General features: G+C 69.7%; 17 protein-coding genes and 1 tRNA gene. 4 read left to right on the top strand and 14 right to left on the bottom strand.

Features of this window, described 5'->3' with window-relative positions; genetic code table 11:
- The first annotated feature begins 47 nt into the window (after positions 1 to 47).
- Positions 48 to 2,435 (top strand): phosphoketolase family protein, encoded by a 2,388-nt coding sequence (locus L8G49_RS08210; protein ID WP_242184034.1) that lies wholly within the window; start codon positions 48 to 50, stop codon positions 2,433 to 2,435.
- Entirely contained in the window at positions 2,432 to 3,433 is a 1,002-nt protein-coding gene (locus L8G49_RS08215; protein WP_242184036.1) for an acetate kinase, read from the top strand. The genes L8G49_RS08210 and L8G49_RS08215 overlap by 4 nt, the downstream gene beginning before the upstream one ends.
- A gap of 33 nt (positions 3,434 to 3,466) precedes the next feature.
- On the opposite strand, the gene L8G49_RS08220 is transcribed toward L8G49_RS08215, so the two are convergent.
- The 4 genes from L8G49_RS08220 to L8G49_RS08235 all read right to left on the bottom strand — a co-directional run bounded on the left by L8G49_RS08220 (position 3,467) and on the right by L8G49_RS08235 (position 8,773).
- Complete coding sequence (locus L8G49_RS08220) at positions 3,467 to 4,285, bottom strand: universal stress protein (RefSeq protein WP_242139852.1); 819 nt, start codon at positions 4,283 to 4,285, stop codon at positions 3,467 to 3,469.
- A 136-nt stretch (positions 4,286 to 4,421) separates the two neighbouring features.
- Positions 4,422 to 6,395 carry an EAL domain-containing protein gene (locus tag L8G49_RS08225; protein WP_242184039.1) on the bottom strand — a complete coding sequence of 658 codons (1,974 nt, stop codon included), beginning with the start codon at positions 6,393 to 6,395 and terminating at the stop codon, positions 4,422 to 4,424.
- Between the two features lie 400 nt (positions 6,396 to 6,795).
- Positions 6,796 to 7,464: a flagellar hook capping FlgD N-terminal domain-containing protein gene (locus L8G49_RS08230; RefSeq protein WP_242184041.1), complete on the bottom strand. Its 669-nt coding sequence runs from the start codon at positions 7,462 to 7,464 to the stop codon at positions 6,796 to 6,798.
- A 10-nt stretch (positions 7,465 to 7,474) separates the two neighbouring features.
- Positions 7,475 to 8,773 carry a flagellar hook-length control protein FliK gene (locus L8G49_RS08235; RefSeq protein WP_242184043.1) on the bottom strand — a complete coding sequence of 433 codons (1,299 nt, stop codon included), beginning with the start codon at positions 8,771 to 8,773 and terminating at the stop codon, positions 7,475 to 7,477.
- A gap of 281 nt (positions 8,774 to 9,054) precedes the next feature.
- On the opposite strand from L8G49_RS08235, the gene L8G49_RS08240 reads away from it, so the two are divergent.
- Positions 9,055 to 9,690 (top strand): peptidylprolyl isomerase, encoded by a 636-nt coding sequence (locus tag L8G49_RS08240; protein ID WP_242139848.1) that lies wholly within the window; start codon positions 9,055 to 9,057, stop codon positions 9,688 to 9,690.
- Positions 9,691 to 9,861: 171 nt separating this feature from the next.
- On the opposite strand, the gene L8G49_RS08245 is transcribed toward L8G49_RS08240, so the two are convergent.
- The 9 genes from L8G49_RS08245 to L8G49_RS08285 form a co-directional block, all read right to left on the bottom strand.
- Positions 9,862 to 10,977: an NADH:flavin oxidoreductase/NADH oxidase gene (locus L8G49_RS08245; protein WP_242184044.1), complete on the bottom strand. Its 1,116-nt coding sequence runs from the start codon at positions 10,975 to 10,977 to the stop codon at positions 9,862 to 9,864.
- 11 nt (positions 10,978 to 10,988) lie between these two features.
- Complete coding sequence (locus L8G49_RS08250; RefSeq protein WP_242139846.1) at positions 10,989 to 11,777, bottom strand: formate/nitrite transporter family protein; 789 nt, start codon at positions 11,775 to 11,777, stop codon at positions 10,989 to 10,991.
- Positions 11,774 to 14,146, bottom strand: coding sequence for an FdhF/YdeP family oxidoreductase (locus L8G49_RS08255; protein WP_242184046.1), 2,373 nt, complete (start codon positions 14,144 to 14,146; stop codon positions 11,774 to 11,776). Before L8G49_RS08255 ends, L8G49_RS08250 begins: the two co-directional genes overlap by 4 nt.
- 116 nt (positions 14,147 to 14,262) lie before the next feature.
- A complete protein-coding gene (locus tag L8G49_RS08260) occupies positions 14,263 to 15,381 on the bottom strand; it encodes an ABC transporter permease (RefSeq protein ID WP_242184049.1) in 1,119 nt (372 codons plus the stop codon).
- Positions 15,378 to 16,514: an ABC transporter permease gene (locus L8G49_RS08265; protein ID WP_242139843.1), complete on the bottom strand. Its 1,137-nt coding sequence runs from the start codon at positions 16,512 to 16,514 to the stop codon at positions 15,378 to 15,380. The genes L8G49_RS08260 and L8G49_RS08265 overlap by 4 nt, the downstream gene beginning before the upstream one ends.
- Entirely contained in the window at positions 16,511 to 17,548 is a 1,038-nt protein-coding gene (locus L8G49_RS08270; protein ID WP_242184050.1) for an HlyD family secretion protein, read from the bottom strand. The genes L8G49_RS08265 and L8G49_RS08270 overlap by 4 nt, the downstream gene beginning before the upstream one ends.
- Entirely contained in the window at positions 17,545 to 19,056 is a 1,512-nt protein-coding gene (locus tag L8G49_RS08275) for a TolC family protein (RefSeq protein WP_242184051.1), read from the bottom strand. The genes L8G49_RS08270 and L8G49_RS08275 overlap by 4 nt, the downstream gene beginning before the upstream one ends.
- A 10-nt stretch (positions 19,057 to 19,066) precedes the next feature.
- Positions 19,067 to 19,807 (bottom strand): hypothetical protein, encoded by a 741-nt coding sequence (locus tag L8G49_RS08280; RefSeq protein WP_242184052.1) that lies wholly within the window; start codon positions 19,805 to 19,807, stop codon positions 19,067 to 19,069.
- 135 nt (positions 19,808 to 19,942) lie between these two features.
- Positions 19,943 to 20,017: transfer RNA gene (locus L8G49_RS08285), tRNA-Thr, on the bottom strand.
- Positions 20,018 to 20,085: 68 nt separating this feature from the next.
- On the opposite strand from L8G49_RS08285, the gene L8G49_RS08290 reads away from it, so the two are divergent.
- Positions 20,086 to 20,274 (top strand): hypothetical protein, encoded by a 189-nt coding sequence (locus L8G49_RS08290; RefSeq protein WP_242184053.1) that lies wholly within the window; start codon positions 20,086 to 20,088, stop codon positions 20,272 to 20,274.
- Here L8G49_RS08290 and L8G49_RS08295 read toward each other — a convergent pair.
- Positions 20,187 to 21,980 (bottom strand): aminopeptidase P family protein, encoded by a 1,794-nt coding sequence (locus L8G49_RS08295; RefSeq protein ID WP_242184054.1) that lies wholly within the window; start codon positions 21,978 to 21,980, stop codon positions 20,187 to 20,189. The genes L8G49_RS08290 and L8G49_RS08295 overlap by 88 nt on opposite strands.
- Positions 21,981 to 22,116: the final 136 nt, after the last annotated feature.

The raw sequence follows: 22,116 nt of genomic DNA on the forward strand, positions 1-22,116 counted from the left end.
CCGTGCCGAACGCGCAAGGACAGGGCCAGCCATCGACAGGAACCCGCATGACCGACCCCATCGCCTCGGTCCCGCCCCCGGAAGCGCCGCTCTCGCCCGATCTGCTGCGGCGGATGCACGGCTATTGGCGCGCGGCCAATTACCTGTCAGTCGGGCAAATCTACCTGCGCTCCAACCCCTTGCTCGATCAGCCGCTCGCGATCTCCGACGTCAAGACCCGGCTGCTGGGGCATTGGGGGACGACGCCGGGGCTCAACCTGCTGTACGTCCATCTCAACCGCGTGATCGTGGAGCGCGATCTCGACATGATCCTGATCGTCGGCCCCGGGCATGGCGGCCCCGGCATCGTCGCCAACACCTATCTCGAAGGCTCGTACACCGAGCGCTATCCCGCGATCGAGCGGAGTCGTGGCGGGATGGACCGGCTGTTCCGCCAATTCTCCTGGCCGGGTGGCATCCCCAGCCATGTGGCGCCCGAAACGCCGGGGTCGATCCACGAAGGCGGCGAGCTCGGCTATTCGCTCGCGCATGCGTACGGCGCGGCGTTCGACAATCCCGATCTGGTCGTCGCTTGCGTGATTGGCGACGGCGAGGCGGAGACGGGCGCGCTGGCGGCGAGCTGGCACGGCAACAAGTTCCTCAACCCCGCGCGCGATGGCGCGGTGCTGCCGATCCTCCATCTCAACGGCTTCAAGATCGCCAACCCGACCGTGCTCGCGCGGATCGGGCGGGAGGAACTGACCGACCTGCTGCACGGCTATGGCCACGAACCGTGGTTCGTCGAGGGCGACGATCCGGAGATGGTCCACCAATTGCTCGCCGCCACGCTGGATGCGGTGCTCACGCGGATCGCGGAGATCCAGCGGATCGCGCGCACCGGCGCGGACGATGCCGCACGCCCGCGCTGGCCGATGATCGTGCTCAAGACGCCCAAGGGGTGGACCGGGCCGAAGGAGGTCGACGGCAAGCCGGTCGAGGGCACCTGGCGTGCGCACCAGGTGCCGATCGCCGACTTCAAGAACCCCGAGCATCTCGTCCAGCTCGACACGTGGCTGCAAAGCTACGACGCGCAAGAATTGTTCGACGCGACTGGCAAGTTCCGCGAGGACTACGCCTCGCTCGCGCCGACCGGGCATCGCCGGATGGGGTCGAACCCGCACGCCAATGGCGGCGAGCTGCTCGTCCCGCTGGCACTTCCCGATTTCCGCGCGTCCGCGCTGGCGGTGCCCGCGCCGGGCGCGGTGACCGCGGCGGCGACCGCGGTGCTCGGCGGCTATCTGCGCGACGTGATGGCGCTCAACACGGACACGACCAACTTCCGCCTGTTCGGCCCGGACGAGACCGCGTCGAACCGGTTGCAGGCGGTCTATGAGGTGTCTGGCAAGGCGTGGATGGCGGAGATCGACCCCGTCGACGAGCATCTCGACCGCGACGGGCGGGTGATGGAGGTGCTGAGCGAGCATCTCTGCCAGGGGTGGCTCGAGGGCTATCTGCTGACCGGGCGGCACGGGCTGTTCAGTTGCTACGAGGCGTTCGTCCACATCGTCGATTCGATGGTCAACCAGCATGCCAAATGGCTCAAGGTCTCGTCGAAGATCGCGTGGCGGCGGCCGATCGCGTCGCTCAATTACCTGCTCACGTCGCACGTCTGGCGGCAGGACCATAATGGCCTGTCGCACCAGGACCCGGGCTTCCTCGACCATGTCGCGAACAAGACCGCGAGCGTCGCGCGGATCTATCTGCCGCCCGATGCGAACTGCCTGTTGTCGGTGGCGGATCATTGCCTGCGCAGCCGGCACTATGTGAACGTGATCGTCGCGGGGAAGCAGCCCGAATGGCAGTGGCTCGGGATCGACGACGCGGTGCGGCACTGTACCGCCGGTGCGGGCATCTGGGACTGGGCGAGTGACCCGGACGAGACGCCCGACGTGGTGATGGCCTGCGCGGGCGACGTGCCGACGCTCGAGACGCTCGCGGCGGTGCAGCTGCTCCGGGACTATATCCCGGACATTCGTATCCGCGTCGTCAACGTCGTCGACCTGATGGTGCTCCAGCCGCAATCGGAGCATCCGCACGGGCTCGACGACCGCGCCTTCACCGCGCTGTTCACTGCCGACGTCCCGGTGATCTTCGCGTTCCACGGCTATCCCGCGCTGATCCACCGGCTCGCGTATCGCCAGCCCAACCACCACAATTTCCATGTGCGCGGGTTCAAGGAAGAGGGCACCACGACCACACCGTTCGACATGGTCGTGCTCAACGATCTCGACCGGTTCCGGCTCGCCCTCGACGCGATCGTGCGCATTCCGCGGCTGCGCGACCGGGTCGGGGCGGAGACGCAGCGCTATTGGGCGACGATGGAGCGGCACAAGCTGTACATCGCCGAGCATGGCGAGGACCTGCCCGAAATCCGCGACTGGCGCTGGTCGCGGTGACGCGCACGATCCTGACGCTCAACGGCGGGTCGTCCTCGGTCAAGTTCGGCGTCTATGCCGACGTCGATCCGCTGCGCGAGATCGCCGCCGGCGAGGTCGAGCATGGCACCGCCGATACCGCGCTGTTCGACCGGATCGGGGCGGTGACGCCGGATGCGATCGGCCACCGCATCGTGCATGGCGGCACCGAGCTGTTTGCGCCGGTGGTGATCGATGCGGGAGTGATCGACCGGCTGCGGCGCGCATCGGCGTTTGCCCCGCTGCACGGTCCGGCCGCGCTGGCGATGATCGCGCTGGCGCAGGCCCGCTATCCGGGCGTGCCGCAGGTCGCCTGCTTCGATACCGGGTTCCATGCCGACATGCCCGACGTCGCCCGGACGCTGCCGATCCCGGCGGCGCTGCGCGCGGACGGGATCCGGCGATATGGCTTCCACGGCCTGTCGTGTGAATCGATCGTCGCGCAGCTGGGGGACGCGCTGCCCGACCGCCTGATCATCGCGCATCTCGGCAACGGGGCGAGCGTGACCGCGGTGCGCGGCGGACGCTCGGTCGACACCAGCATGGGGCTCACGCCCTCGGGCGGGGTGGTGATGGGAACGCGCGCGGGCGACATCGACCCGGGGCTGCTGCTGTACCTGCTGCGTGAACGCCGGATGGATGCGGCGGCGATCGAGGCGGTGATCGACCGCGAGTCGGGTCTGCTCGGCCTGTCCGCCGTCTCGGCGGATCTGCGGGTGCTGCACGGCACCGACACGGCCGCCGCGCGTCTTGCCATCCGTATCTTCTGCCGATCGGTCGCCAAGCAGGTTGCCGGGATGCTGGTGACGCTGGGCGGTGCGGACCTGATCGTCTTTACCGGCGGAATCGGCGAGAACGACGCGCAGGTCCGCGACCTGATCCGGGCCGATCTCGCCTGGGCGGGGACCGTGCCGCAGCGCGTGCTCCCCTCGCGGGAGAACCGCCAGATCGCCTGGCACGCGGCGCGATTGCTCGCCTGACCCGAGCCCCGCCAGGCCGTCACCCGGCCGCGCTCAGTGCGACAACAGCGCGCAGTGATTGCCATTCAGCAGCAGCGTTCGCGTCACGCCCCCGAATGCCCATTCCGCGAGGCGGTTGTGGCCATAGGCCCCGGCGACGATCAGGTCGACCGCGCGGTCGTCGGCAATCGTGGCGAGGGTCCTGGCATTGCCCGCATCGCCGCGCGCGATGACGATGTCGGCGGTGATCGCGTGCCGCCGCAGCCATGCCGCCACGTCGTCGACCTGCGCGCGGATCTCCCCCAGCGCGCTGCCGACGCCGGCAAGGACGACGCGCTCGGCACCCGCCAGAAACGGCAGGGCGTCGCTGATCGCGCGGCGGCATTCGCGCGTGTCGTTCCACGCGACCAGCACCGTTTCGAAGGCTGCGGACACGGCATGGGGCGGGATCACCAGGACCGGGCGTCCGGCGCGGATCACCAGGTCGGCGGTGTCGGCGTGGCGCGACGTGTCGATCCCGCCGGTCGAGACCCCGGTGATGACCAGATCGGCGCAGCGCGCCTCCGTCGCGACGACGTGCGCGATCGGCTCCAGCGTCGGGATCGATCGCCATCCCACGACATGGCGCCGCAGGGCGGCACATTCGCGGAATTCCGTGCCGGCGGTCTTCAGCGTATCGTCGACGATCTCGCGCTCGGCCACCGCCAGCGCGCCGGCGAAATCGCCATCGACATAGCCGATCTGGATCGGCTCGCAGGCCGCGATGCCGATCACGCCGGCCTCGTATCGCGCCGCCAGGGCGGCCGTCACGGCCAGCACGCTGGCATTGCCGTCTCCCGCGTCGAGATGCACCATCAGGGTCCGGAACGGCATGCGGCATCTCCGTCCCGGCCTCGCAAGCTGCCGGGTCTTGGGCATCGCGGCCGCGACGGGACATCGCGCCTGCGTCTTGCCCCGTCGGGATGCAGCCGGACCACGTCGGTGTCTCTACGTAGTGCGCACAGGGGGCTCAGCCGACGCTGTGGCGCGCGGCCTCGGGCAAGTGCACGTGCTGCTCGCGCATCGTCATCAACAGCGCGTCGATCGGCATCGGGCGACCGAGCAGATACCCTTGCGCATACCGATAGCCCGCCAGGGTCACCTCGATCAGCTGGTTCTCGGTCTCGATCCCTTCCATCGTGCAGTCCAGCGACAGCGACTGCGCGAGGTTGCGGATCGCCGCGACCATGCTGCGCCCCGATCCCGTCGCCATGCCGTTGACGAAGGTGCGGTCGACCTTGAGGATGTCGAGCGGCAGTTCGTGCAGCGAGCACAGGCTGGAATAGCCGGTTCCGAAATCGTCCAGCGCGGTGCGCACCCCGAAGTCGCGCAGCCGCTCCAGCGCCTCGCGCGCAGCGGCCATGTCGGTGACGAGCGACGTCTCGGTCACCTCGAAGATGATCCGCTTGGGCGAGATGTTGGTCGCGACGATCATCCGTACGATTTCGCGCATCGTGGACGGCGACATCAGATCCTGCGCCGACAGGTTGAACGACAGCGAGACGGGATCGGGCAGCACGGTGAGGCTGGTCAGCGCGCGTTCGAACAGGATCAAGGTGACCGCGTTGATCACGCCGAGCCGCTCGGCCGCGGCGATCAGCGTCGCGGGGGCGACTTCGCCCAGAACCGGCGATTTCCAGCGGGCCAGTGCTTCGACGCTGGTGACCGTCATCGTCCTGGTATCGAAGATCGGCTGGTAGTGGAGCTCCAACTCGCGCTCGAGGCAGGCGACCTGCAAGGCGGCCTCGACCCGTTGCTCGACCCGGATCAGCGCCTCCTGCTCGTGCGAGAAGACCGCGCACCCCCCGCGCTGATGCGCCTTGACGTGGTAGAGCGCATAATCGGACCGGTCGAACAGCGCATGCGCGGTGGTGCCCGCCTCGGGATAGACGGCGATCCCGGCCGAACAGCCCAGCGTCACCTCGAACCCGTCGATCGCGATCGGGACATGGATATTGCTGCACAAGGCCCGGATCGCGGGCTGCGCCAGGTCGGGCGGGCCGTCGAACAGCACGCCGAACTCGTCGCCACCCAGCCGGGCAACGGTCAGCGGGCCCTGCGCGGCCGTGTTCAGGCGCTGCCCGATCTCGCCGAGCAGGCGATCGCCGCAGACATGGCCATAGGTGTCGTTGATCGCCTTGAACCGATCGAGGTCGAGCACGCCGACGCAAAACGGCGTGGCGGGGGCGGCCGGGTCCGGCTGATGGCGCGCCTCCAGCATCGCCTCCAGCGCCCCGAAGAAATAGCGCCGGTTCGGCAGCCCGGTGAGCACATCGGTATGCGCCAGCAGCCGGTTCTCGTCGCTCAGCCGCTGTGCCTGCTGCCGTTCGGTGACGAGCGCGTTGCGCGACGCGATCAGATTGTGGAACACGCGATGCGCGTCCTTGAGCACGATCAGGAAAACCGCGGTGACCAGCGCGATGTTGACGCCCACCGACACGAACACGGGGTTGCCGCTAAGCAGGCAATAGACGACCAGCGGAACGCTGACGAGGATACCGACCGCGGTCGCGGCGCCAGGCAAATGGGTCAGGCAGAACAGGCACCCGAGCACGGTAATGCCGATGAAGACGACGACATGCCCGTGTTCATACGGCCCGCCATAGGCGGCGAGCCCCAGCGCCCACGACACGAACGCCACCGCGAAGAACGATCCGAGCACCGTCGCGCGGTTGATCATGCGGGTCGCGCCGGCTTCCGTCAGCATCTCCGGCGTCGGCGGCATCAGCCAGCGGAACATCCGCCACAGGATCAGCGGTACCAGCAGCGCCGGAAGCGCATGGGTCATCCAGCGGGGCGCGAGCCCGGCATGGGTATAGGCGAGCGCCGTCGCGTTGATCGCAAGCAGGGCGTACATCCACGGCACCTGGCGCCGGAAATGCAACAGCGTTGCAACAACCAGCGGTGTTTCACTTGTCGGCAGATGGTTTTTCGAAAGGGGCATCGCCGTATATTCCTCGAGCATTTCCTGGCTAGACGGACCATCGTTAAGGTATCGTTTCGAATGCCCTGAATTGACTGAGGAAATACTCGTCCCTTCGGATGATCGCGGCGCCCGTCGTCTTTGTGCCGCGGGCGGGTGCTGTCGTTCGGCGGCGCCAGCCGGCGACTCCCGGTCGCCGTTTGCCGCGCGGCCCGGCCCGGCGCGAGCGTCGGCAGTAGACCGCCGATCGAGATGATATGTGGTTCGTATGACGTATGCCTATCGACGCTAAATCTGCCGAAACGACGCTGAAGATCTGCTACAGGGCGAAAGCATCAGCGTTGACTGGCCAAGAGGAATAGGCGCAGACACTGTGGTTCGCCATACACACATCGAGGTAGGGCGCCGTGTGACCCGCGGGTCACTGTGCGTTCGTCAGTCGCACCAGGCTCGATGCCGCATATTTCTGTCCGTTGACCAGCAGGCTCACTTGGCCGCCGTCGAGCGATACTTCGCTCACCTGACCCCGGGCCCTGATCGCGACGGGGATGGTGGCGCCGGCGGCATCGGTCGCGGACAGCGCGAGCGTATAGGCGCCGGGTGCCGCGCGGTTGCCCTGCGAATCGGTGCCGTCCCAGGTGAAGCTGCTGGCGGCGGGGTCGACCGCCTGGGTGGAGACGGTGTTGCCATTCGCGTCGCTGATGGTCGCGACGAGCGCCTGCGGCGATCGGTCGGTGGTATAGGTCCAGCTCGCCCCGCCGGCACTGCCCAGCGCGGCGATGCTGCTGTCGAAGCTGGCGACGTGCCCGATCATCGACGCGGCGTTCGACAGGTCGCTGGACGACAGCTTGGCGAGAATGTCCTTGAGCGACTGGTTCTGCTGGATCGACTGTTCGACTTGCGAGAATTGCACGAGCTGCTGGGTATATTGCGACGTGTCCATCGGCTTGAGCGGATCCTGATTCTGCATCTGGGTCGTCAGCAGCTTCAGGAACATGTTCGAATCGCTGGTCAGCTTCGCCAGGGCGGAGCTGGTGCTGGCGGCGGTCGTCGTGCCGGTCGCGGCGGTCGCGGCGGTGATCGTGGTCATGCGGGGGTCCTCAGGCTACGAGATTGATCCGTCCGCTGGCGCGCAGGCCGGTTGCGGGGGCGGGGGGCGCGATGATCGGGGTGGCATCGTCTTCGGGCGCGGAACGGCGCGCTTGCGCGGCCGATGCCCACGCCCGTTCGCCATTGGCGCCCGAACGCGAGTCGAACCGGAAGCTGCCGGCATCCGCCTGGACCCCGGCCTGCGACACGGTCTGTGCCAGCGTGTCCGTATCCCGTCGCAGCAGGTCGAGCGCAGCGGGCTGGTCCGCCGAGATCGTCGCCAGCATCTTGCCCGTGGCGTCGATATGCATCCGCACCTCGACCCGGCCGAGTTCGACCGGATCCAGCCGGATCGTCAGCGTGCTGGTGCCGTCCCCGCCCACGTGCCGCGCGATCGCCAGGCCGACGTCCTGCCCGATCGCCGCGGCGCGCGCCGTTCCGGCATCCACGGTGCCATGCGGCGGGGCGGGGAGCGGCGGCGCGCCGGCGGGCGCGGCGAGCGGGTGCTGGCTCGGCAGGACGAACGGCGGTTGCGGCGATGCCGCTGCGGGGCCGGTCAGGGCCGCTTGGGCCGGGGCGACGCCCGAGACGGCCGTGGGACGATCGGGCGGCGACCCGGCCGGGGTCGCCGGGCCATGCGCCGTGCCGTCTGGCACAGCGGCGGTCGGTGTGGCCCCGGCGGGACCGGCAGCTCCCGCCTGTGCCGCGCCGCCCGCGTCCTGCGGTCCGGGCGCGACCGTGGGGATCCCCGCACCGGTCGCCGCGCCGTGCGCGGACGGCGCAGCCGGCGGCACCGGCGCGCGGGTGGTAGGCACTGCGGGCATGAGCATCGGCGTGCCCGGCGGCGCCGCCATGGCATCGTCGGCTGCGGTGGTATCGTTCGCGACGCCCTTGTCGGTTGCCGTTCGGGACGATGTCTTGCCGAGGCCACGGGGCGCGGCTGGCCCCCTGGCATCGATTGCGGGGGGCGCATCCGGAACGGACGGCGGCTGCACCGGAATCGTGCCGCTGGTCGGGGGGAGTCCCGCCGGGTCAGTCGCCTCCTTCGGCGTCCCGGCCGCCCGCATCGGCTCGGGTGCATCGGCCCCCGGCGCGAGCGAGGGCGTATGTGTGGCTGCAGGCGCGGCGACGGGCGCTGCGGGCACGGCGTCGAGCCCACCGGCCAAGGCTGCGGCATCGAAGCGCGCTGCGGTCGCCACGGTGGCCGCCACCGTCAGGCTGGCCTCCGGCGCAGACGGCTTCGCCGCGACCGACCCGGGCGTGCCGGGGGGCGTATCGCCGACGGTAGCGGTCGCGGATGCAGACAGCACGTGCTGGAATGAATCCGTGGCGGTGGAGACGCCAACGGGACTGGACGGCGTCGGTGCGGACAGGAACGATACGGCGGCAACTGGCGGCACGCGCTTCGCCCATCGGCCATGCGTCGTCCCATCATAGAGGGCGTGCCCGGGTTCCGGTCGCGGGGGGCCGATCGCAACCCCGGCGTGCGGCGCGCGGTTCGTCCCGCGCGATCCCCGGCTGGTCGTGTCCCGTTCCGCTTCGGCGCAACTGTCCCTAGAGGAAGGGCACTATGGGTTCGGAGACGTGTTGCATGCGGTTGATCGTGGGTATCCTGGCGCTGGTGCTGCTGACCGGCGCGGCACCGGTCGAGCCCCCGCTGGTGCGGGTCCGGCTGGAGACGTCGGCGGGGCCGATCACGGTCGCGGTCGATACGCGCCACGCCCCCCGCACCGCGACCAACTTCCTCGCCTATGTCGATGACCAGCGGCTCGACGGGACCGCGTTCTTCCGGGCCTCGCGGCGGCCGGGCAAGCCCGGGCTGGGGTTCATCGAGGGCGGGATCGGCACCGATGCGCGGCGGCGGCTGGGGACGTTGCCGCTCGAGCCGACCAGCCGGACCGGCCTGCATCATGTCGACGGGGTGATCTCGATGGCGCGCTATGATGCGACCGATTCGGGGACCGCCAATTTCTCACTCATGTCGGGGCCGTTCCCCAACATGGACGCACGACCGGGATCGCCCGGCTACGCCGTGTTCGGCAAGGTCGTCGCGGGGATGGACGTCGTCCGGCGGATCCTCGCGATGCCGACCAGCCAGGGCGGCGAGGGCGCGATGAAGGGCGAGACGCTGCGTCGCCCGGTCTCGATCGTGCGCGCGGTGCGGCTCGACGGGACGCCGCATCCGACCGGGCGGATCAAGGTGTGGCAGCTGCTGCCGCGGAAGTGACGATCGGTTTTCAGACCGTTTTCCCGGTGAACCAAAACTTCTACCCCGGCGAAGGCCGGGGCCCAGTCGCGCCGGTTTTGGTAACGAAGCGCGGTCGCCCGCACTCTCCCGCCTCACTGCTGGGCCCCGGCCTTCGCCGGGGAAGCGTATTCTCGGGTTCGTCGGGAATCGCTACCGCGCCACGGGAGGCTGCAGCAGGTCCTTGTACTGGCGCGGCTGGGAGCGGAGATACTGGTTCGGCGCCACCACCGTCCCGCCGAGCGCGGCGGCGGCGTGCCACGGCCAGTGCGGATCGTAGAGGATCGTCCGCGCGACCGCGACGAGGTCGGCGTCGCCCGTCCCGACGATCGCCTCGGCATGGTCGGGTTCGGTAATCAGCCCGACCGCGACGACCGGGATCCCGACCGCCTGCTTGACCGCGCGCGCGAGCGGCACCTGGTAGCCCGGCCCGACCGGGATCGCCTGCCGCGCGTCGAGCCCGCCGCTCGACACGTGGATCGCCGAGCACCCGCGCGCTTCCAGCGCTTGCGCGAAGGCGACGGTCTGGTCGATCGTCCAGCCACCCTCGACCCAGTCGGTCCCCGAGACGCGCATCGTCACCGGCTTGCCCGCCGGGAACGCCGCGCGCACCGCGTCGAACACCTCTAGCGGGAAGCGCATCCGGTTTTCGAGACTGCCGCCGTACGCGTCGTCGCGCCGGTTGGAGAGCGGCGAGAGGAACTGGTGGAGCAGATAGCCATGCGCGCCGTGCAACTGGACGAGATCCAGCTCGAGTTCGGCCGCGCGCTTCGCCGCAGCGGCGAACGCATCGCGCAGCGCCGCCAGCCCGTCGCGGTCGAGCGCTACCGGCGGCGTGTCGTCCGCGCCGAAGCCGAGCGGCGAGGGCGCGACCGTCTGCCAGCCATTGGGCGATGACGGCGCGATGGTCGCGCCGCCGTGCCACGGCAGGTCGGTCGATGCCTTGCGCCCGGCGTGTGCGAGCTGGACCCCGACCGGCATGTCCGAATGCCGCCGGATGCCGTCGAGCGTCCGGCCCATCGCGGCCTGCGTCGCAGCGTCATACAGGCCGACGTCGGCATAGGTGATCCGCCCTTCGGGGACGACCGCCGCCGCCTCGATCGTCAGCAGGCCCGCGCCCGACAGCGCGAGCTGCCCGAGATGGATCAGGTGCCAGTCGGTCATGCACCCGTCCACCGCCGAATATTGGCACATCGGCGCGATGACGATGCGGTTGGCGAGCGTCAGCCCGTCGATCGTCAGCGGTTCGAACAGACGGGGGCCGGGCATGGCGGGATCCTTTACTTGGCGACGACCACGGCGTCGGTGCGAGCCGCCATGAGATAGCCGCCGCAGACGAACACCAGCCCGCCGATCGCGTTGCCGAGCGACACGATCGCCAGGTTGCGCACCACGCCGATCAGCGTGACCGAGGGATGATCGACCAGCAGGCCGAGCGTCAGCCCGGTCATGTTGGCGACCGAATGCTCGAACCCGGCCGCGACGAAGGCGAGCAGGATCCATGCCATCGCGATGCACTTGGCGGCATCGCCCTGCATCCGCGCGGCGGTCCAGATCGCGAGGCAGACCAGCCAGTTACACAGGATCGCGCGCGCCAGCAGCGCGAACGCGCTCGCCTCGACCTTGTGCGCGACATAGGCGTGGAACATCGAGTCGGCATTGGCGAACACCGCGCCACCGCCGCCGGCGGCGAATACCAGCGACAGGATGATCCCGCCGGCGAGGTTGCCGATCCACACGACGACGATCAGTTGCACCGCTTCCCACAGCGTGATCGTGCGATGCGCCAGCCCGAAGCCCAGATACATGACATAGCCGGTGAACAGCTCGGCACCCGCGAACACCGTCAGGATCAGGCCGATCCCGAACGTCCCGCCCATCACCAGCGGGCGGACGCCCGCGGGCAGCCCCGCGCCGGTGCTGAGCGCCAGGATCATCGCGATCCCGATATACGTCCCCGCCAGCATCGCGCCGACGAAGAAGCCCGCGGGCGAGCGGCGGAGCGCCGCTGCCTTGGTCGCGGCGAGCTTGGCGTAGGTGTCGATCGTCGACGCGTAGCCAGCGCTCATGCCGGAATACGCTTCGCATGACCGACGACGCCCGCACGGGCGACGCCGATTTCGGCGCCCATGTCGGCGGCGGCGGGGCGGATCGTCACCGGCACCGACTTGTACGACGGGGTGAAGCTTTGCGGATCATGGTCTTCGAGCGCGATCAAGGGTTGGGTCTCCGGATAATAGGATGCGCAGCATCCCTCTGGCAGCGCGTAACGCACCACCGTCAGTTTTTGTACCACGCGGTCGGCGCGGGCGAATTCGAGCGCGGTCGCGACATCGACGACGTCGCCTTCGGCGAAGCCGAGACGCGCCATGTCGGCGTCGTTCATGAACAGGATGTCGCGGCGGCCGAACACCCCGCGATAGCGATCGTCGAGGCTGTAGACCGTCGTATTATACTGGTCATGCGCGCGCAGCGTGGTGAGGCGCAGCACCGACGGGTCGATCGCGGCCGAATCGTCCTTGCGCGGCGTCGGGATGAAATTGGCCTTGCCGCTGTCGGTCTTCCACACGCGCAGCGCGGCGGAATTGGGCAGATGGAACCCGCCCGGCTCGCGCACGCGGCGGTTATAGTCGGCGAAGTCGGGGAAGACCGCCTCGATCTTGTCGCGGATCAGGTCGTAATTGCCGATGAAGGCATCCCAGTCGATCCCGCCCTTGCCCTTGAGCGTCGCCTTGGCGATCTGCCCGACGATCCAGATCTCGGACTTCACATGCTCGCCCGGCGCCTTCAGGAACCCGCGCGAGGCGTGGACCATCGACATCGAATCCTCGACGCTGACCGACTGCGGCCCGGTCTCCTGCGTGTCGAGCTCGGTCCGGCCGAGGCACGGGAGGACATAGGTGGCCTTGGCCATCAGCAGGTGCGTGCGGTTGAGCTTGGTCGTGATGTGCACCGCGAGATCCATGTTGCGGAACCCCTCGACGCACGCCTGCGGATCGGACGAGGCGATCGCGAGATTGCCGCCGAGGCAGACGATCGCGCGCGCCTTGCCGTCGCGCATCGCGGCGATGCTCTCGACTACCGAATGCCCGTCGCCGCGCGGCGGCTCGAACCCGAAGACGTCGCGCATCCGGTCGAGGAAGGCGGGCTTCGGGCGCTCGGTGATGCCGACCGTGCGGTCGCCCTGCACGTTGCTATGGCCGCGAAGCGGGCAGATCCCCGCGCCCGGACGGCCCATGTTGCCGCGCAGCAGCAGCAGATTGGCGATCTGCTGGACGTTGCTCGTGCCGTTGCGATGCTGCGTGATGCCCATGCCGTAGCAGGCGATCGTCGCCTTGGACGCGGCATAGATCTGCGCGACGCCCTCGAGCTCGGCGCGCGTCAAGCCGCTGTCGCGCTCGATCGTTTCCCAGCGCGTGTCGCGCAGGTCGGCGCTGTACGCGTCGAGCCCGGCGGTATGGTCGGCGATGAACGCATGGTCGAGCACCGGCTCGGACGCCGCACCCGCCGCCTTTGCCGCCTGCGCGGCATCGTCGAGCACGAGCAGCGCCTTGGCGATGCCCTTGATCGCGGCGGCATCGCCGCCGATCTTGACCTGGAGATAGGTCGTCGCGATCGGGGTTGCCGACATCGTCGCCATCTCGACCACCGACTGCGGCGATTCGAAACGTTCGAGCGAGCGTTCCTTGAGCGGGTTGAAGACGATGATCTTTCCCCCGCGCCGCGCGACGTCGCGCAGCGTCGCCATCATCCGCGGATGGTTGGTGCCGGGGTTGTGGCCGAACGACAGGATCAGGTCGGCATGGTCGAAATCGTCGAGGCTGACCGTGCCCTTGCCGATCCCGATCGACTTGGGGAGGCCGACCGAGGTCGCCTCGTGGCACATGTTCGAGCAGTCGGGGAAGTTGTTGGTGCCGTACAGCCGCACGAACAGCTGGAACAGGAACGCGGCTTCGTTCGAGCAGCGGCCCGAGGTGTAGAATTCGGCCTGGTCCGGATCCGGCACCGCGGCGAGCCCCGCGCCGATCTCGCTCAGCGCCTCGTCCCAGCCGACCACGTCGTAATGGCCGGTCGCCGCATTGTAGCGCAGCGGCTCGGTGACGCGGCCCTGGTCCTCGATCCAATGGTCGCTCTGCTTCCACAGATCCTCGACGCTATGCTCGGCAAAGAACTTCGCGCCGATCTTCTTCGCGGTCGATTCCCACGCGACTGCCTTGGCGCCATTCTCGCAGAATTCGAACGAGCTGGTGTGCTTGGGGTCGGGCCATGCGCAGCTCGGGCAATCGAAGCCGTCGGGCTGGTTGGACTTGAGTAGCGTCTGCGCGCCCCGGCTGACGATCTGCTGCGCCTTCAGCGAGATGGCGACCGCCTTGAGTGCCCCCCAGCCACCGGCGGGGCCGGTATAGTCCTTGATGCCGTCTGGGCGTTTGGTGCGCATTGTAAAGTCTCCGGCGTGCCGCACGCGGCACGGCTAGTCTGTCCGCGCCATGCCGGCGCGTCGGTCTTCCCCGGGCCGATAGGACGGTCAGGCCAATGAGGAAAGGCGGGAATTTCTCAAACCGTGATCGGCTCACTCGGTGAAACCCGCGCCGTCGCGAGCCGGACGTAGCCCACCAATGCAAAGATCGCGCATTGCGCCAGCAGCACCAGGACCGCCCCGCGCACCTCGCCGAGCGTCGCGCCCATCTGGTTGAGCGGCACGAAGATGTGCATCGCCGGCGTCACCGGGATGGTCCAGGCGATCGCCTGCACCCACGGCGGCATCGCGAACAGCGGCCAGGCGAATCCGGTCAGGAACACGAACGGGATCGACGTCGGGATCAGCAGCTTGAGCGCATCGTCGCCGCTGCGCACGACGCTGCCGACCAGCATCGCGAGCGCCGCCACGGTCGCGGCGAACAGCGGGGCGACCGGCAGCAGCGCGGGGATGTTGCCGCCGTGCGGAATATCCTGAAACCAGAAGACCAGCCCGAAATACAGCAACGCCGCCAGCGTGCCGATCGTCGTGCATGCCGCCCATGTTCCGACGAACGCGCGCCCCCCGCGCGACCAGCGTCCCTTGCGCCGCCGTTCCGCGACGAGCCGCGCGACCGAGAACAGCAGCGTCTGTTGCAAAATCACGTTGGCGACCGCGGGGAAGATGTAATCGCGATACCCCTCGGTCGTGTTGTACAGCGGATGCGTGCTGACGGCCGGCGCCACGGTGGCCAGCCGGTCGGGCAGGCGCGCCAGGCCCCGCTGCGCGGTCGCCGCGATTGCGGTGGCGATGCTCTTGCCGACCGCCTCGGCGCGCAGCAGATACGCGCCGTTCAGCCAGACCGCGATTCCCGTCCCCGGCCGCCCGGCCAGCAACGCCGCGCTGAGCCCGCGCGGGAGCAGCAGGATCCCCTCGGCGCGGCGCGCGCGGACGATCGCGCGGGCGGCCGCCATGTCGGGGACATCGGCGGTGACGATGATCTCGTTCGCGGTCTCGAGGTTGCGCAGGATCGCGCGCGACACGGCGCTGTGATCCGCGTCGACCAGCACGACCGGCAACCGCTCGACCACCTGATGCGCATAGGGCGCGGGATAGTAGAAGGCGTAGAACAGCACCGACAGCACCGCGACCGACAGCAGCGCGCGCGTGCGCAGGATCTCGAGCAACGTGCCCTCGAAGGCGCGGCGGAAGCTCATGCCGTACGCCCGCGCTGGCGGCGCAGTACCAGCGCGACCGCACCGCCGGCGAGCAGCGGATACAGGCAGAGGATCGCCGCCTGGCCGACCCATCGTCCCAGCGTGACGCCGATCGCCTGGTCCATCTGCAGCGTCAGATAATGGGTCAGCGGGAGTGCCGCGCTCCATGCCCGCGCGAACCACGCCCCGCCGGTCAGCGGCAGCGAGGTGCCCGAATAGGCCAGCGCGGACCCGGCGTAGATGACGCTGACCGACAGGCTCGTCGCAACCTCGCCGGTCAGCGTGACGAGCAGCGCGGAAAGCAGGGCCGTCGCAACGAACAGCAGCGCGCCGCCGAGCACGACCAGCCCGATCGCGCCCGAGAAGCGGTAGCCCTCGCCCAGCGTCAGCCACAACAGCCAAAGCGCCAGCCACAGCGTGCCGATCGCGACATGCGGCAGGAACCGCCCCGCGAGCGCCGCGACCGGCGACCCCGCCGTCGTCGCCCAGCGCGCGAGCGAGCCGTGATCGAGTTCGCGCCCGAGCGAGGCGGCGGTCGTCACCCCGATCAGCAGATGGAGGATCGCCGGGCCGATCAGCAGCCCGAGATACCATTCGAGGCTCGCGCCGGGATTGCCCAGCAAGGTGACCTGCGCCCCCGGCAACGGCGCACGCAGCAGGTCGATCCCGCGCAGCCCCGCGCTGTCGGGTACGCGGCGCGCGAGTTCGGCGGTGACCGTCGCCTGCAGCTGCGCCGATGCCAGCGCACCGGTGGACAGGAAGGCGGTCTGGTAGAAGATCTCGACCGTCGGCCGCACCGCATCCGGTCGCGTCCGGCCGAGCCCGCGCGGCAGGATCACCACCGCCACCGCACGCTCGCGCCGGACCGCGGCGAAGGCGTCCGCCGCGCTGCTCGTTTCCCCCACCACCGACAGCGCGTCGACCGTGCCGAGCGCGCGCACCACCGCGCGCGACACGCTGCTGTGGTCGCGGTCGACGATCATCACCCCGAGCCCGCGCGGCGATCCACCCGACAGCATTCCCGCGATCGCCGCGAGGAACAGCAGCGGCAGCACCGTCAACAGCGCCAGGTCGAACCGGTCGCGCGCGAGATGCGCCAGCTCGCCCACGAGCGCGCGGCGGAACGCGGTCATCGCGCCCAGTCGAAGAGCACGCTCATGCCGGGGCGCAAATCGGTCGTCCGGCCGGCCGGCTTCAGCTTCACGGTAAAGGCCCGCACGTCATAGCCGGTCGACTGGCGCGTCGCGCGGACCGTCGCGAACGCGGCTTCGGGGGCAATATGGCTGACGCGGAACGCGACGTCGCGCGCCAGCGCGGGGACGTGGCCGACCAGCGTCTTGCCCTGGCGAAGCCCGGCATATTGGCTTTCGCGCACGGTGATTTCGACCCATGGATGATCGATGTCGATCACCTGATAGGCGGGCAGCACGGGGCTGACGATCTCGCCGGGCTGGAGCAGCTTGCGCGACACCTCGCCGGCGATCGGCGACACCAGCCGCGTCTCCCCGACCAGCGCTTGCGCGGTGGCGAGCCCGGCCTGCGCGATCCGCACCTGCGCGGCGGCCGCCTGTTTCTCTTCGCTCCGCGTGCCCGCGAGCGCCTTGTGATATTGCAGCCGTGCCGCTTCCGCCGAGCGGCGGCTGCTGTCGCGCGCGGCATGCGCCTCGTCGCGGCGCTGCGCGGCGATCACGCCCTCGGCGTACAGCGTGTCCGCGCGCCTGCTCGAGGTTGCGCCGAGGTCCGCCGCCGCCTGCGCCGCCAGCCAGATCGCGCGGAGGGAGCCGACGTCCTCGCTGCGCGCGCCCGCCTGCGCCACCGCCGATACGGCGCGCGCGCTGTCGAGCACGCCCTGCGCCTGGCGCTCGGCGTTGCCGAGTTCGGGGCTCGACAGCGTCGCGAGGACCTGGCCCGCACGAACCCGCGCGCCCTCGTCGACCAGCAACCGGTCGACCCGCGCGAGCGCCTTGGTCGCGACGTTGACGCTGTCCGCCTCGACCATGCCCTGGATCTGCTCGGGCGCGGGGCGGCTCGCCAGCCACAGCCCGATCGCGACGATCACCACGACGATCGCCAGCCCGACGAAGAGCAGGATGCGCGCGCGGCGGCTCGGGGGTGCGTCAGGGTTGGGGGCGGGTTTGGCGGCGGGTTTGGCGGCGGGGGCGGTCATCGTCCGGCTCCATAGACCAGGCGCTGATCCGCCTGCGCGAGAAAGGCGCTGTATTCGTCGAGCCGCCCGGTCGAGGCGAGCAGCCCGGCCAGCGCCAGGTCATATTCGTACGCCACCGAAATGCGCTGGGCTTCGGCGGCATCCAGCGCGGCCTGCGCGGCGATGACCGGGGTCACCGTGCCTTCGCCCTCGCGAAAGGCAATCGCCTGGACGCGGACGTTCTCGCGCGCCGCCACGATGCTGCTGTCAAGCAGCACGAACGACCGCCGCGCGCCCTCGACCAGATTGTACGCGCGCAGCGTCGCGCTGGTGGCGATGCGGCGGGTCTCGGCGGCGGTGTCGGCGGCGGCGGCGGCCTGTTCGCGCGCGGCGGTCTCGGTCTGCTTGCGCCCGACGTTGGAAAGCAGCGTGTAGCGGACCCCGACCCCGACCGTCCAATCGGGTTCGATCGGCAGCGCGTTGTTGCGATTGAAGGTATATTCCCCGAACGCATAGGCTTGCGGCAGGCGGCGCGACCGCGCCAGCGCGACCCCGGCATCCGCGATCTGCCGTCCGGCATCGGCGGTGCGGGTCTCGGGAGTCCTGGCTTCGTTGCCGAGGAAGGTCTGCGCCGGCGCCAGCGGCCGGGTGCGGACGAACAGCGCGGTGGTCGGCAACGCCTCGCCCGCGAGATCGAGCAGCCGCGCCAGTTCGTCGCGCGCGGTCGCATAGGACAGGTCCGCGCGCTGGTACACGCGGTCCGCGGTATCGCGCGCGACCTGTACCTCCAGCGTGCGGGCGTGCGGGATGACCCCCGCCGCCTCGAGCTTGCGCGAATCGGCCAGCACCTGATCGAGCGCCGCGCGGCTGCGTCGGGCCGAGTCGTACAGCCCGGCGGCGGCCTGCTGTCCGAAATAGGCGCGGATGAGGTTGATCCGCGCGAGATCGACGGCCTGCGCGCGCCGGCCCTCGGCCATCGCGACGCCGCCCTGCGCGGCCCCCTGGATCGCGGGGATCGCGCCCCCGGTATAGAGCGGCATCGCCCCCTGCACGGTCGGGCGGAACACGTCCTGGCGGAAGCGGTAGCTCAGTTGGTCGGGGATCGCCTCGAACAGGCCCGGCAGGGCCTGCGACAGCCGCCCGGTGATCTCGCTGGCGATCTGTTGATAGGCCGGCGGGACCGATCCGGGCAGGCCGGCGAGGAAATCCTGGGTATTGCCCAGCGTGTCCGATTTCACGCCGGTCAGATCGACCGACAGCGTCTTTTGATATTCGAGATATTGCGCCGCGGCGGTGACGATCGGGCGGTGCAGCGTCTTGAGCGCATCGGCCGCCGATTTCGCGGCGGCGACGCCGTGGTCGGCCGCGCTGACCGCATGCGAGGTCCGGTCGAACCGCGCCTGCGCCGCGTCGAAGCTGAGCGCGGTCTGGGCGCAGACGCCGGCAGGCACGGCGGCCGCGAGCAGGCCGACGACCCCCTTCACGATCGGCAGGACCTGCCCGGACGATACTCTGTCGGGGCGTTGCATCGATCGGGCCCTAGCTGCGGTTGCGGAGGCCGTTCTTAATGGCGCGAGCGACCTGAAGAAACGGTCGCAGCATCGTACTTTTGTCGCTGGCCCCGAGATCGTGGATGTCGGTGCGCGACGATTGCTGGTGTGCGATATGCGGCGTGGCGGCAAAGGCGCGCAGGTCCGGATGCGCGGCGCGAAACCACGAATAGGCGCCGTCGACATGCATCGGACCGCCCTCCGGGCTGCCCGGAGGGCGGTCGAGAATCGCCTCCAGATAGGGAACGAGCCGTTCCAGTGCCCGCTTCGAAAAGGCGATGTAATGTGCCAGCAGTAGCGGCTCGTCCGGTGCGACCGGGGACAAGGGCGTGGCGATTGCCCGCGCAGGCGAGCCCCCGTAGAACATGTCCCACGGCGCCCCGCGCAACGCCGCGAGCGCCGCCGGCATGCGCGCGATCTCTGATCGCGAGAAGGCGACGTCGTCCTCCAGCAGCAGGAGCGAGTCGACGCCCGCGTCGCGCGCGCTGCGCAACGCGCCGAGATGGCTGAGATAACAGCCGCGCGTCCCGATCGTCGGGAAGCCCGCGGCGTCGTCGGGCCGGATGGCGTCGAAGAAGGCGATCGTCCGGCCGTCCGCGACCGCGCCGACGTCGCGCAGCATGGCAACCGCAGCGGTACGCCGGTCGGTACGGTGCGGCAGGTTGATGATCCGCACCATCGCGAACGTGTCGGAAAGAAGGTCGGAAGACCCCGGCTGAACCCGTGGCACGATCGCGCTACCCTTTGTCAAACGGACGATCGTCCGTCCGCGCGCTTGCGATACCGGCGGCGGCCTCGCAATGCCAGCGGCATCGTGGCGGCGAATGCCCGGTCGGGCATTCGCTGCCACGGTCGTCAAGAAAACTGGTGCTGCCGGTGAGGATTGAACTCACGACCTCAGCCTTACCAAGGATGCGCTCTACCACTGAGCTACGGCAGCAATTCCACTTTGCAGCGGAAGCGGCGTAAGAGACGGCTGAGCAGCGAATGTCAAGGAGCACATGCACGATGGCCGACACAAAAGACGAAAAGGCCGAGCGGCTGGCGGCGGCGCTGCGGGAAAACCTGAAGCGGCGCAAGGCGCAGGCCCGCGCCGCCGGCCGAGGACATCAAGCAATAGGCGCGCATTTCTCCGTCAGCCATGCGCGCTCGTCGGCGTCGAGTTCGGGGCTCAACACCGCCAGCACCTCTGCGTGATAGGCATCGAGCCAGGCGCGCTCGGCCTGTGACAGCAATTCGGGCAGGATCAGGCTGCGCTCGATCGGGCAGAAGGTGAGCGTCTCGAATCCAAGGAACGCCCCGTCCGGCGCGAAGCTGCGCTCCTCTACCAGCACCAGATTCTCGATCCGGATGCCGTATTCGCCCGCCTTGTAATAGCCCGGCTCGTTCGAGAGGATCATGCCCGCGCGGAGCGGCTCGGCCGGGCCGCCGCCCGGATAGAAGGGCTGGGCGATTCGCGCCGGGCCTTCGTGCACCGACAGATACGCGCCGACGCCGTGGCCAGTGCCGTGCGCGTAATCGAGCCCGACCTGCCACAAGGGGCGCCGCGCGAAGCCGTCGAGCTGCCCGCCGGTCGTCCCCACCGGGAAGACAGCGGTCGCGAGCGCGATATGGCCTTGGAGCACACGCGTGAAGCGATCGCGCATTTCGGCGGTCGGCGTGCCGATCGGCAGCACGCGCGTCACGTCGGTCGTGCCGTCGGCATATTGGCCGCCCGAATCGACCAGATACAGCTGCCCGAGTTCGAGCGGCGCGTTCGATTCGGGGGTCGAATGGTAATGCGGGCTCGCGCCGTGCGCACCGGTCGCCGAGATCGTGTCGAACGAGGTGTCGAGCAACACGCCGGTCGCCGCGCGGAAGTGCTGGAGCTTGGCGACGCAATCGAGCTCGGTCAGCCCGCCCTTGGGCGCTTCCGCCTCGACCCAGCGCAGGAACCGCGCGAGCGCCGCGCCGTCGCGCACCGAGGCGGCGCGGTGTCCGGCGATCTCGACCGGGTTCTTGGTCGCCTTGGCGAGCAGCACGGGGTCGCGACGCGGCAACACGGTCGCGCCGCCCGCCTCGAGCGTGTCGAAGATCGCCGCGACCGCGCCGTTCGGATCGGCGGCGATCGTCTTGCCGGCATGGCCGCGCAACGCCTCGGCGAAGGCATCGCGCGGGTGGAGCCGGATCGCGTTGCCGAGATGCTGGCGGACCGCGTCGGTCAATTTGTCGGGCGCGATGAACAGGTCGGCGGTGCCGTCCGCCGCGACGATCGCATAAGCGAGCGCGACCGGGGTGTGCGCGACGTCGCGGCCGCGCACGTTGAGCAGCCATGCGATCGAATCGAGCGCGGTCAGTACCACTGCGTCGGCCCCCTCGGCGGCGATCCAGTCCGCGACCTGCGCGCGCTTGGCGGCCGAGGTCGCGCCGGCCTGCGCGTCGTCCTGCACCGTCAGCGGGGCGGGCGAGGGGAGCGGGCGATCGGGCCACACCGCATCGACCGGGTTGGTATCGACCGCGACCAGCTCGGCGCCACGGGCGGCGAGTTTCGCGCGCGCTTCCTCGACCCAGGCGCGGGTGTGGAGCCACGGATCGTAGCCGATCCGCGCGCCGTTCGCGGCATGGTCACCAAGCCATGCCGCGACGCTCGTCTGCGGCACCGCGACGAACTGCCAATCGTCCGCCGAGACCTGCTCGCGCACCTGCAGCGTGTAGCGCCCATCGGTAAAGATCGCCGCCGCCTCGGGGAGGACGACCGCGTTCCCGGCCGAGCCCTGGAACCCGGTCAGCCAGGCAAGCCGCTGCGCATAGCCGCCGACATATTCGGACATATGCTCGTCGGTCAGCGGGACGACGAAGCCATCGAGCCGGTCGCGGCGAAGTTGGTCGCGCAAGGCAGCGAGGCGGGCGGCGTGGGTGGACATCGGCAAGGGCTTTCCGGCAGTGCTGGGATATTGGCCGGGCAGAATAGGCCAGCCGTCGGCAGGTTGCGAGGGGAACCTCGGGGGCGGTGGTGAAGGCGTCGTCTCGTCCGTCACCCCGGCGAAGGCCGGGGCCGTC

The sequence above is a fragment of the Sphingomonas sp. CARO-RG-8B-R24-01 genome (assembly GCF_022662295.1).
Lineage (GTDB): Bacteria > Pseudomonadota > Alphaproteobacteria > Sphingomonadales > Sphingomonadaceae > Sphingomonas.

Coding starts and splice junctions, on each gene's coding strand:
- L8G49_RS08240 (WP_242139848.1), top strand. CDS start 9,055: ATGCGGTTGATCGTGGGTATCCTGGCGCTGGTGCTGCTGACCGGCGCG.
- L8G49_RS08230 (WP_242184041.1), bottom strand. CDS start 7,464: ATGACCACGATCACCGCCGCGACCGCCGCGACCGGCACGACGACCGCC.
- L8G49_RS08265 (WP_242139843.1), bottom strand. CDS start 16,514: ATGACCGCGTTCCGCCGCGCGCTCGTGGGCGAGCTGGCGCATCTCGCG.
- L8G49_RS08225 (WP_242184039.1), bottom strand. CDS start 6,395: ATGCCCCTTTCGAAAAACCATCTGCCGACAAGTGAAACACCGCTGGTT.
- L8G49_RS08245 (WP_242184044.1), bottom strand. CDS start 10,977: ATGCCCGGCCCCCGTCTGTTCGAACCGCTGACGATCGACGGGCTGACG.
- L8G49_RS08250 (WP_242139846.1), bottom strand. CDS start 11,777: ATGAGCGCTGGCTACGCGTCGACGATCGACACCTACGCCAAGCTCGCC.
- L8G49_RS08290 (WP_242184053.1), top strand. CDS start 20,086: ATGGCCGACACAAAAGACGAAAAGGCCGAGCGGCTGGCGGCGGCGCTG.
- L8G49_RS08275 (WP_242184051.1), bottom strand. CDS start 19,056: ATGCAACGCCCCGACAGAGTATCGTCCGGGCAGGTCCTGCCGATCGTG.
- L8G49_RS08270 (WP_242184050.1), bottom strand. CDS start 17,548: ATGACCGCCCCCGCCGCCAAACCCGCCGCCAAACCCGCCCCCAACCCT.
- L8G49_RS08210 (WP_242184034.1), top strand. CDS start 48: ATGACCGACCCCATCGCCTCGGTCCCGCCCCCGGAAGCGCCGCTCTCG.
- L8G49_RS08295 (WP_242184054.1), bottom strand. CDS start 21,980: ATGTCCACCCACGCCGCCCGCCTCGCTGCCTTGCGCGACCAACTTCGC.
- L8G49_RS08255 (WP_242184046.1), bottom strand. CDS start 14,146: ATGCGCACCAAACGCCCAGACGGCATCAAGGACTATACCGGCCCCGCC.
- L8G49_RS08260 (WP_242184049.1), bottom strand. CDS start 15,381: ATGAGCTTCCGCCGCGCCTTCGAGGGCACGTTGCTCGAGATCCTGCGC.
- L8G49_RS08220 (WP_242139852.1), bottom strand. CDS start 4,285: ATGCCGTTCCGGACCCTGATGGTGCATCTCGACGCGGGAGACGGCAAT.